The sequence below is a fragment of the Nocardiopsis alkaliphila YIM 80379 genome (assembly GCF_000341005.1).
GTDB lineage: Bacteria > Actinomycetota > Actinomycetes > Streptosporangiales > Streptosporangiaceae > Nocardiopsis > Nocardiopsis alkaliphila.
The window spans coordinates 45,820-53,150 of sequence record NZ_ANBD01000088.1; the positions used below are offsets into that span (position 1 = coordinate 45,820).

The 7,331-nt window shown below is 67.4% G+C and carries 6 protein-coding genes; 3 read left to right on the forward strand and 3 right to left on the reverse strand.

What is annotated here, in order from left to right; translation table 11 throughout:
* Positions 1–293: 293 nt before the first annotated feature.
* Positions 294–2,180 carry a S1 family peptidase gene (locus tag D472_RS0113275; RefSeq protein ID WP_017604973.1) on the reverse strand — a complete coding sequence of 629 codons (1,887 nt, stop codon included), beginning with the start codon at positions 2,178–2,180 and terminating at the stop codon, positions 294–296.
* Positions 2,181–2,535: 355 nt separating this feature from the next.
* Here D472_RS0113275 and D472_RS27160 point away from each other — a divergent pair, with 355 nt between their 5' ends.
* Both D472_RS27160 and D472_RS25510 read left to right on the forward strand, forming a co-directional pair.
* A complete protein-coding gene (locus tag D472_RS27160; RefSeq protein ID WP_017604974.1) occupies positions 2,536–3,093 on the forward strand; it encodes an HNH endonuclease signature motif containing protein in 558 nt (185 codons plus the stop codon).
* 118 nt (positions 3,094–3,211) lie between these two features.
* Positions 3,212–3,457, forward strand: coding sequence for a hypothetical protein (locus tag D472_RS25510; RefSeq protein ID WP_033303765.1), 246 nt, complete (start codon positions 3,212–3,214; stop codon positions 3,455–3,457).
* Between the two features lie 204 nt (positions 3,458–3,661).
* On the opposite strand, the gene D472_RS0113295 is transcribed toward D472_RS25510, so the two are convergent.
* Both D472_RS0113295 and D472_RS0113300 read right to left on the reverse strand, forming a co-directional pair.
* Positions 3,662–4,450, reverse strand: a complete 789-nt coding sequence (locus D472_RS0113295) for a response regulator (RefSeq protein ID WP_017604977.1) — start codon at positions 4,448–4,450, stop codon at positions 3,662–3,664.
* A complete protein-coding gene (locus tag D472_RS0113300; protein WP_017604978.1) occupies positions 4,428–6,062 on the reverse strand; it encodes a sensor histidine kinase in 1,635 nt (544 codons plus the stop codon). Before D472_RS0113300 ends, D472_RS0113295 begins: the two co-directional genes overlap by 23 nt.
* A gap of 164 nt (positions 6,063–6,226) precedes the next feature.
* Here D472_RS0113300 and D472_RS0113310 point away from each other — a divergent pair, with 164 nt between their 5' ends.
* Positions 6,227–7,279, forward strand: a complete 1,053-nt coding sequence (locus D472_RS0113310) for a tripartite tricarboxylate transporter substrate binding protein (RefSeq protein WP_239642966.1) — start codon at positions 6,227–6,229, stop codon at positions 7,277–7,279.
* Positions 7,280–7,331: the final 52 nt, after the last annotated feature.

A 7,331-nucleotide genomic window follows, 5' to 3' on the forward strand; every position in this document is an offset into this window, starting at 1 on the left:
GTCACGAACCAAATCGAACAGAGGTCCGGTGATGTGGTGGTGGATTTCCATGAGTGGAGCGGAATCAAGCACGACGACGAGACCGGGGTGGCCCTGTCTCAGATCTGTCAGGGCCTCCACGTATCCCTGGACCGGATCATCCATGAACTCTCTCGTCTCGACGGCGTGTATCACTCCGGACACTTTTCTCTGCTTACCTTACAACTCTTGGAAGCCACCAGCGGCGCTAATAACCTAAATCGAACCGCTGAAAATGTCCATATTAAAACAAATAAAATCTGGTCGCCCTGGAGTCACAGTTCACCCATACTCAACACCCTTTCCAGAAGATCATCTCCATACCCATCGTTAATGAGTGATATGTCCCTGGTGTCGGCCCGGAGAATCGACCTTTCTCGCAGGTAGCCGGCCAGAGAACCCACGTCCACACGCGCTTCGGGCTCCTTGAGGAGCAACTCCTCGACCAACTCACGAACCGCCTCTTGTGGCCCATGGACGATGGTCGGCACCCCTTGGTGAAGAATCGCGTCGAAAACATGAGTGTGATCCTGGTGATCGGAGTCCACCGCGCACACGGTCACATGCTCGTCCCCCAGACGGTCCGCCACCTCCTCCAACGGAACCTCCCAGGACATGAGTACGTTGCGGTGCCGCACCTGCGGGGCCAGTGACTGGTGATGTGACCTGCGTTTCCACAAGGAAGGGTCCGCGTCGAGGTAGTCCGCGGCACGGACCCGCTCACTCACGTGGTAGACGATCTCGTAGTTGACCGCCAGCCGAGGCGGATAGGCCAGCACCCCTCGGCTGACCGGGGTGCGCCCCAAGCGCAGGTTCACCAGGCTTCGGGGGATCAGCAGGCGCAAGCCGACCGGCCCCTCCTGCACGGTGAACAGTCCCCTGGATCGCGCGGCCAGAACAAGGGCGCTGATCCGGTCACAGATCGCCTCCTCCGACACCACCTGTGACTCCTGAGGTCTGAGTTCGTACCCCTCCCCCGTCCAGCGAGCGATCCCGAAGGTCATCCGATATCCACGAGCCACCTGTTCCAAGTGGAAGATCGCCACGACCCGTGGACGGTTCACCGCCCTCGCGTCCTGGGACCCGTCCCACGCCATTGGGCTCTGTCTGCCTTCACCCGATTCCAGGCGTCGACGTCGGTCCCCTCCCAGCCGTTCCTCCCAGGAAGGCCCCAGGTCCCGAACGGCGGTCCGCACGATCCAGCTCCACACCGAGGGAGGCACCGGGCGCCGGTGACGAAGCGTTCGCTGGACATGGTGCACCCAGGCCAGGGCCGGTGCCGGCTCCCCGTGTCGGGGCAGAAGTTCCCACAGCGCCATGAGCAGGCTCCACGCACTGGTGTCACGGTGCAGCCGCTCTCGTACGCGGTCGAGTTCGCGTCGGGTCAGGAACTCCTCGGCGGAGACCTCGCCCAATGACACCGGGTCGAGAAAGTCGTGGAGGCACTGATAGGTGTCCACTCCACACATCGACTCGTCGATGAGCCGGTGGATGGAGACGGGTACCTCGTCCCCATCCTCGGTGTCCCGCAGACCTCGCATCGCGGTCAGGGGGAGGAAGAACGCCGTGTCGGATGGTTCGCCCGCGACGCCCCACGCGTATCGGTGGTTCTGCTGCATGATCCCCACCACCTCACCGGATTCGGCGCGCACCGCGCAGCCGCTGTAGCCTTCGGTGATCCGCACGCGGCTTCCCGGAACGATGTCCGCCTGGCTCGACCACGAGGAGGGACCCGCTCGTCCTCGGTACACCGCCGACGCCCACATGGACCCGGTCAGTTCCGGGTAGCCCAGCACGCTGAGCGGGGCCCGGGGCAACGGTTCGTCCCCATCGAAGAGCATCGGCAGTTCCACACCGGCCAGATCCGGGGCCTTGGAACGCAGCACCGCCAGGTCTCGGCTGTCCGGTCCGCTCGACCAAAGGTCGGTGCTGACCGACATCTCGTGCTCACCGCCCAGGATGGAACGCAGTCGGACTCGTCTGTCCCGCGGCGGATCGAACCGCTCCTCCCGGGGATGGCCCAAGGCGCCGGCCACCACGTGCGCACAGGTGACCGCCAGGCCCGAGCCGAGCAGGACGGCACCTCCGAGCACCCTCTCCTCGCCGTAGGGGGAGGTCCCCAGAACCTGGAACTGCCAGGGCGGAGGTTCCATCGGGCTCATGCGATCACCGGGGGTTCTCTTGTCACACGGGGCCTTTCGAGGGCATATGGTTCGGAATCATCCCTGGGTTTTCCACTCGATTTCTTCCCATATGTCCCCCCGGCTTAACGTCACGGCCCAGCCCTCGGGGGCGAACTTCGTTCCCCCTCACCTCGCCCTTCTCAGCGTGGCCACTTTCGGCCACGGAAAGCTTCACCGAAACCCGGTTTCGGCCCTCACCACGGAATCCGATGTCCTCGACACCGGCTAGGATCCCGTCGAACTTCGAACGAGACGACGTGCACGAATAAGTACCCGAAAGAACCCCGGGGTCGCCGACCCGGTGAAGAGGGAGTCGTGGCGACTTTCCAACGGCATGTGTCACCTGTGTCGTTGCGAGTTGGACACGAGCACACGAGGGGATCTTCCCACGGCCGAGGTGGCGCATATCGTCGCTTTGGCAGACGACGGACCACGGGCGGTTCCCTCCATGCCCGTCGAACGGCGCAACGCGGTCGAGAACCTGATGCTCCTCTGTCCCTCTTGCCACAGCAGGGCCGATAAGAACTCCGGAGCCGTTTACTCCATCGAACTACTGTCGTCCCTCAAGGAACGGCATGAGGCCTGGGCCCGATCCCTCCGTGCGTCCGGTAGCTCATGGAACATCCGCTACCAGCACGTGGACTTCGCCAACGTCCCCCGCCTGGCCATGCTCCCCGGTGAGGACGAAGTGCTCCGGGCCGCCGAAAACGTCGGTCTGGACCCCGGGACCGCCTTCCGGCAGCAGGGGCCCAAGGCCGGTGCCTTCGTCCGCCGAGTCCGACCGGTCTTCGAGAACTGGGGCGAGCACCCGGTTCACGAGGTTGGCGTAGTCCCTGATCCATGCCGCGTAGTCATGAGGGGGTACAGAATCGTTCACGACCGGTCACGCTAGCGGTGCCCGCCCAAGCCGGACCCGCTGTGGGGTGGCAGCTCTCGGTCAACGCACCGACCACCTCGAAGACCGTCGACGGGGATTGTCGTCGTCCGAACCGTGTGGCACCGTGCCCACCATGGACACTCCCTCGTTCGGCCCCGACACCGTTCTGATCGGCTCCAGCAAGAAGGCCCATCGACCCGGTTGCCAACACAACGACGACACGATGATCCGCTCCGGAGAACACACGGGTTGGGGGTGGGTCCCGCGAGTCGGTCCCGAACAGTGGTTGCGCATCAGCGAAGCACATCCTCTCAGGGCCACCCACGGCGATACCTCACGGGTGGCGATCCAACGGTGCAAGCACTGCTCGCGTGCCTGACCCCTGTCCCGGCCAAGGTGCCGGTGACCGGTGAACCTGGTTTCGTCGTAAGCGGCCAGTGGTTTCAGGCGCCATGGGACTTCAGATCGAGGCAGCGGCGACTCACCCGATCAAGCAGGAGATGGAAAAGGTGCTCGGTCTGGACGAAGCCATCGAGGAGAAGAATACTCATCGCGACGCCGGCCTTCCACTCGGTCGGACACCTCAGCGGACCGGAGCCCCTCCCCCGGATCGATCGCCCGACCACCGGTATCGGCGCTCGGGGCGGCCCGCGGTCCCGTACCGCAGCCGTACCTCCGCGTGGCCCTGATCGACGAAGTACTCCAGGTAACGGCGGGCGCTGACCCGGGACACGCCCGTCTCGGTCGCGCATTCGGCCGCCGACATGTCCTCGAACGCGACCCGCACGAGCGCTTTTCGGACCAGGTCGGCCGTCTGCGGGGTGAGCCCCTTGGGCATGGCGCGGAGACCACCGCGCTCGGTCGGGCGCGCCGAGCCGAACGCCCGGTCGACGGCCTCTTGGTCGGGCGGGCCCTCGGCCTGCAGGTCCCGGCGTAGTCGTGCGTACCCTTGGAGCCGATCGACGAGCTCGGCGGGCTCGAACGGCTTGATGAGGTACTGCACGGCCCCGCCGCGCAGCGCCTGGCGGACCGTGGCGCCGTCCCGGGCCGCGGTGATGACCAGGACGTCGACCTCGGGCAGGTCCGCGCCCGCGTCGGGGCCGCGCAGCCGGCGCAACACGTCGATACCGTTCATGTCGGGCAGGTAGATGTCGAGGAGCATCAGGTCGGGGCGGAGCCTGGCGACCATGTCCAGGGCCTCTGCTCCGTTTCGGGCCTCCCCCACCACGATGAACCCGGGCAGTCGCTCCACCAGTGCCCGGTGGACCCGCGCCACCATGAAGTCGTCGTCGACGATGAGCGTTCGGACCGTCGGTTCCCCGTCCACCTCGCGTGTCCGCTCGTCCCACTCACCGGTTCGGCGCGTGCTCATGCCCGTCCTCCTCCTCGTCGTGCCGGTCGTACAGGACGGCGCTGAACTCCGACCCCGCGACCGTCGCCTCTCCACCGCAGCGTGCGCACACCAGACTGACGATCGCCAACCCCAGGCCGCGTTTGCGCCCGGCGTCCTCCTTCGTGGTGTAGCCGTGCTGGAATACCTCGTCGGCGAGTTCGCTCGGTACGCCCGGCCCGGAATCACGTACGGTCACACGCACGGGCTCTCCGTCACCACCGGCCACGTCCACCTCCACCCAGGCCCGCTGGTCCGGCCCTTGGGCCTGGGTGGCCGCGTCCAGCGCATTGTCCACCAGGTTGGCGACCACCGTGACCAGGTCGGCGGCCAGTTCCTCGGACACCTGACCCAGCCGGGCGCCGGACGCGATCCGCAACCGCGCTCCCTGTTCGGCGGCCAGGCTCGCCTTGGCGATGAGCAGGGCGGCCAAAGAGGGGTCACCGATCCGTTCGGTGACCTCCGCGCTCAGTTGGGCGCGTGCGCCGCCGATCTGACTGACGTACCGGGCCGCCTCACCGTACTCGCGCAGTTCCAGCAGACCGGAGATGACGTGCAGCCGATTGGCGAACTCGTGGGCCTGGGCGCGCAGTGTCTCGGTGGTGGTCCTGGTCGTGTCCAGCTCGTGTTGGAGTTCCATCAGGTCGGTGCGGTCGCGCATGGTGGTGACGGAACCGGCCGGACGGCCCTCGGCTTCCAAGGGCATCCGGTTGAGTGCCACCAGCCGGTCCTTGGTCGCCACGACGGTGTCGCTGCCGCGTACCCGGCCCAGGAGGACGTCCCTGAGTCCATCGGGCACGCCGAGGTCGGCCAGGTTCGAGCCCACGCTGTGGGGCGGCAGGCCGAGCAGCCGCACGGCCGCGTCGTTGACCAGGGTGACGCGGTGGTCGGCGTCGAGCCCGAGCACACCCTCCTTGAGTCCGTACAGCATGGCTTCACGGTGCTTCACCAGGCGGGTGATCTGGTCGGGTTCGAGTCCCAGGGTCTGGCGTTTGACCCGGCGTGAGAGCAGCAGGGAGCCGGCCACCCCGAGCACGCTGGCGATCCCCAGGTAGACCATCAGGTTCGGGGTGGACAGCACCAGCAGCTCGCCGGTTCGGGGGTAGTCCATCCCCGCGACGACCACGCCCAGGACCGCCCCTCCCTCTCCGATGACCGGCACGGCGGCCGAGACCGTGCGCCGGCCGTCGGCCTCGCTGACCCCCGTCCATGAGCGCCCGTCCAGGGCGGTGGTGACGCCCGGCGTGTCCCACCTCGCTTCGTCGTCCTCGACGGGGCCGGGGTCCAGGGTGAGGGGTCGGCCCTCCTGGTCGTGGACCACCACCAGGTCGGCCCCGGACAGGGCGCGCGCCTCCTCGGCGAGCAGGGCCAGGACCTCGCGCCGGCCCGGGTCGTGCAGGCCGACCCGCACCGTGTCCCTGGCCGCGGTGCTCTCCGCGACCGAGAGCATGCGCTGTCCCTCGGTCTGGCGCAGGCGTGCGTCGGACTGGGCGAGGGAGACCCCGGCGACCATCACCAGCACGGTGACGATGATCCCGAGTTGAAGGGCGAAGAACTGTCCGGCGAGGGTGAGCCGGCGGCCTCCGGGCCTCATGGCCGGACCATTGTGCCCATCGTGACCACTACGAACACAACCTTCATTACCTCCATTGCCCGCACAAACACCACAACGCTTCTCACCGGTGTCTCCTTCTGTTTGCCTGTGTGGCGCATCACACGACCTCCGGAATCCACCGGTGCCTTCCCTACGGAGACACTATGCGCCGTATCACACTCGCCTCCCCCATGACGTCCACACCTGATACCGGGATGTCACGCGCTCGTGCTCTGCGGTTGGCCGCGGGCGCGGCGGTACTGCCCCTGTTGCTCTCGGCCTGCGGATCCGGCGACAGCGCCAGTGCCGACGGCGCCTGGGAGCCCGACCGGCCGATCGAGATCACCGCGCCCGCCGCGACCGGCGGCGGCTGGGGCACCCTGGCCCGTACCAGCGCCCGTCTGCTGGAGAGCGAGGAGTTGGTGGACCAGTCCGTCCAGGTCGTCAACAAGCCCGGCGCGGGCGGCGCGATCGGCTGGGCCTACATCGCGGGCCACGAGGCCGACCCGCACAAGCTGTTCGTGACGAGCCCGCCCATCCTGCTGGTGCCGATGGCCGGTGACTCCGACCACGACCACACCGACTTCACGCCGATCGCCCGGCTCGCCACCGACTACATGGTGTACCTGGTGCGTGCCGACTCCGACATGGAGACCTTCGACGACCTGGTCGCCGAGGTGAACGAGAATCCGGGCGACATCAGCGTCGGCGGCGGATCCGGTCCCGGCAGCATGGACCACGTCGCCCTGGCCGGTGCCCTGAGCGGGGGCGGCGCCGACCCCTCCGACGCCGGCTACATCCCCTTCGACGGTGGCGGAGAGGCCATGACCGCCCTGCTGGGCGGGCACGTGGACGCCGCGGTCACGGGCGCCGGCGAGGCCGGAGGCATGCTGGCCTCCGGTGATCTGCGCGCACTGGCGGTCTCCTCCTCCGAGACGATCGAGGCCTACCCCGAGGTGCCCACCCTCCTCGAGCAGGACGTCGACTTCACCTTCGACATCTGGCGCGGTGTGATGGCCCCCGCCGGACTGGAGGAGGCCCAGGTCGCCTACTACGAGGAGCTGTTCGCCGAGTTGATGGAATCGCAGGCCTGGCAGGAGGAATCGGCCTCCTTCGGCTGGACCGACGCCTACCAGGACAGTGCGGACTTCGGTGCCTTCCTCGACGAGAAGCACGACGAGTTCGCCGAGATCCTCTCCGAGGTCGGTCTCCAGTGAGCACGGAGAACACCACGCCCCCGCATGAAGCGGGCTCGGCGGGGGGGGGGGG

Bases quoted from the DNA above. Each gene is read 5' to 3' on its own strand.
- D472_RS0113275 (WP_017604973.1), bottom strand. From the start codon at position 2,180: ATGAGCCCGATGGAACCTCCGCCCTGGCAGTTCCAGGTTCTGGGGACC.
- D472_RS27160 (WP_017604974.1), top strand. From the start codon at position 2,536: ATGTGTCACCTGTGTCGTTGCGAGTTGGACACGAGCACACGAGGGGAT.
- D472_RS25510 (WP_033303765.1), top strand. From the start codon at position 3,212: ATGGACACTCCCTCGTTCGGCCCCGACACCGTTCTGATCGGCTCCAGC.
- D472_RS0113295 (WP_017604977.1), bottom strand. From the start codon at position 4,450: ATGAGCACGCGCCGAACCGGTGAGTGGGACGAGCGGACACGCGAGGTG.
- D472_RS0113300 (WP_017604978.1), bottom strand. From the start codon at position 6,062: ATGAGGCCCGGAGGCCGCCGGCTCACCCTCGCCGGACAGTTCTTCGCC.
- D472_RS0113310 (WP_239642966.1), top strand. From the start codon at position 6,227: ATGCGCCGTATCACACTCGCCTCCCCCATGACGTCCACACCTGATACC.